The 2336-nt window shown below is 68.4% G+C and carries 4 protein-coding genes and 1 pseudogene; 3 read left to right on the forward strand and 2 right to left on the reverse strand.

The annotated features are described in order from the left end of the window. Nucleotides 1–495, forward strand: a 495-nt coding sequence (locus tag CED_RS21085; RefSeq protein WP_035913710.1) for an RNA-guided endonuclease TnpB family protein, incomplete at its 5' end; no start/stop codon positions are given. Further along, a complete protein-coding gene (locus CED_RS21090) occupies nt 492–1235 on the forward strand; it encodes a transposase (protein WP_255361145.1) in 744 nt (247 codons plus the stop codon). The genes CED_RS21085 and CED_RS21090, both read left to right, overlap by 4 nt. Before the next feature lie 176 nt (nt 1236–1411). Here the strand turns inward: CED_RS21090 and CED_RS21095 are convergent, their stop codons facing one another. After that, nucleotides 1412–1699, reverse strand: a complete 288-nt coding sequence (locus CED_RS21095) for a type II toxin-antitoxin system RelE/ParE family toxin (protein WP_011437076.1) — start codon at nt 1697–1699, stop codon at nt 1412–1414. Beyond that, the gene (locus tag CED_RS21100; RefSeq protein WP_011437075.1) at nt 1696–1995 is read right to left on the reverse strand and encodes a type II toxin-antitoxin system Phd/YefM family antitoxin; all 300 of its coding nucleotides are present in this window, start codon (nt 1993–1995) and stop codon (nt 1696–1698) included. Before CED_RS21100 ends, CED_RS21095 begins: the two co-directional genes overlap by 4 nt. A gap of 98 nt (nt 1996–2093) precedes the next feature. Here CED_RS21100 and CED_RS25695 point away from each other — a divergent pair. After that, nucleotides 2094–2336 (forward strand): annotated as a pseudogene (locus CED_RS25695) (hypothetical protein); the annotation flags it as partial.

Raw genomic sequence — 2336 nt, forward strand, 5'->3', positions numbered from 1 at the left:
AACCAGCGCCACAACGGGCTGCACAAGCTCACGACCCGGCTCGCCCGGTCCCACGACACGGTCGTCGTCGAAGATCTGCACGTCGCCGGGATGGTCCGTAACCGGCGGCTCGCCCGCGCGGTCGCCGACGCCGGCATGGCCGAGGTCCGCCGGCAGCTTGCCTACAAGACCCGCTGGTACGGATCGACGCTCGTCGTCGCCGACCGCTGGTATCCCAGCTCGAAGACCTGCTCCGGCTGCGGCTGGCGAAACCCAAGCCTGACGCTGTCCGAGCGCACNTTCACCTGCCAGTCCTGCGGGCTGGTACTCGACCGCGACCACAACGCCGCGATCAACCTGCACCACCTCGTCGCCGCCAGTNCACCGGAGACGGNAAACGCCCGTGGAGCCGACCNNAAGACCCGCGCNAGCGGGCNGGTGGCTGGGAAGCGGGAACCCGGCACGGCCACGGCCGGTCAGACCGGGGGCGCCTCGCCGAGAGGCGAGGCGGCATAGGTGATGAGCGCTATCGATCATCACGATGCAACGGTGCCCGCTGGTACCTCGTGCTCTCGTGTGACGACGTTCCCGCCGCGGTGGTGGAACCCACGGGCGCGGTGGTCGGCCTGGATGTCGGGGTCGCGTCGTTGGTGACTACCTCGAACGGCGACCACTACGGCAACCCGCGTTTCCTCGAACGGTCCGCCGAACGCCTTGCCGACGCGCAGCGAGACCTGTCCCGCAAGAAGTGGGGCTCGAAGCGACGGAAGAAGGCCGTGGCACGGGTTGCGGCGCGGTCCCGCGCAGTCGCCCGGCAGCGGGTCGATCTCGCGAACAAGACCGCGCTCGAACTCGTCCGCGACCACGACCTGATCGCCGTCGAAAAACTTAACATCAAGAGTATGGTCAAGCGGGCCGCGCCCAAGCCTGACCCCGACCGGCCGGGAGCGTTCCTGCCCAACGGGCAGGNCGCCAAGACTGGGCTTAACACGTCGATCCTCGACGCCGGGTGGGGGGTGTTCTTCAACGTGCCGCGTGCCAAGGCTGAAAGCGCCGGGCGGACGGTTGTTGAGGTGAACGCCCGCCGCACCTGGGTGACCTGGGTGGCGTCGGCGAACCAGCGCAGCACGAGCACCGCCTGCTCACGACTGGTGAGCTTCCGTTGTCACCGCCCCCCTTCAGCCACCCAGCCGCCTACCGTCCGTGATGCTCACGCAGAGCTATCGATCGTTGCGCGGAAAGGCTCACTGAGGTGAGGAGTTGACCGAAGTCGTCGGCGGACAGGACTGCGTTTGCTCGCGGCGGCAGCCCCGCTGGAGCAAGGCAACGGACGCGTGAGGAAGGGGTCGGTGCTTCGTCAGGCTTCCGGCGCCATATGTGCAAGCAGGGGGACATCGGCGGTGCTCGTACCGGCACGCTGCGGTCTCGCCGCTCAACGCCCGCGGTATGCGTCGGCGCGGTGCTCTACGGCGGTCACGAGAACGATGCGGTTCTCTTCGTCAATCTCATAGAGCACCCGGTACATGCCTCGCCGCGCCGACCAGGTTCCAGCGTAGGGCGGGTAGAGGAGACGCTTACCGAGCCTGTGCGGGTTCTCCAGGAGCGTCGTGGTGATGAACTCGTGTACGGCCGTGGCGACCTTTTCCGGTATACGTCCAGCAAGCGCGCGGGCCGCCGGACCGGTGATCTCAAGACGGTACGGCCCGGCAGCGCCCGTCATGACGAGCGTCTCCTGGCATCCGGCGCGGCGCGCTTGGCCATGAGCGCCGCCAGGTCCTCGGCGTCAAGCACGTCGCCGGCCTCGACAGCGGCGCGGGACTCGGCCAACTGCCGCATGGTCTCGCGGTTCGACAACACCTCGACGGTCTCCTCCAGCGCCGCGAGGTCGTCAGGCGAGACGAGGATCGCCACGGCATGACCATGGCGTGTGATCTCTACCCGGTCATGGGTTCGCTCGACGTCGTCGAGCAGCTCCGAGAGGCGGTTCCGAGCATCCGTGAAGGGCAGCGTCGTCACGATCTCAGTCTACGCTCAAGTGGCGTGAAGTTAAGGCAGAACTCGCGGCTCGAATCGGCCACAGAGACAGTCGGCCCGGAGGCCAGGGCGCACTGGCCATGCGCACTGGCCAGGGCGCCCTGGGTGGCAACTCGGCCGTCATCCGCGCAGATCCCGAGCCCGCCGCGTGGGGCCGAGCCGCGGCGGGCACCCGGGCCACACCGACGACGAAGACTGCCGAGCCGTCCTACAAGTGCGTGTGCAACCAAGGGGTGGTGCAGATCGTCCATCGCTGGCGGGCCGAGGTGACCCCGGACGGCCCGACCGATGCCCAGGTCAGCTGGTACGGCGGTGTCGCCCGG

Origin of the sequence: Frankia sp. CeD (assembly GCF_000732115.1) — a bacterium.
GTDB classification, from domain to species: domain Bacteria; phylum Actinomycetota; class Actinomycetes; order Frankiales; family Frankiaceae; genus Frankia; species Frankia casuarinae.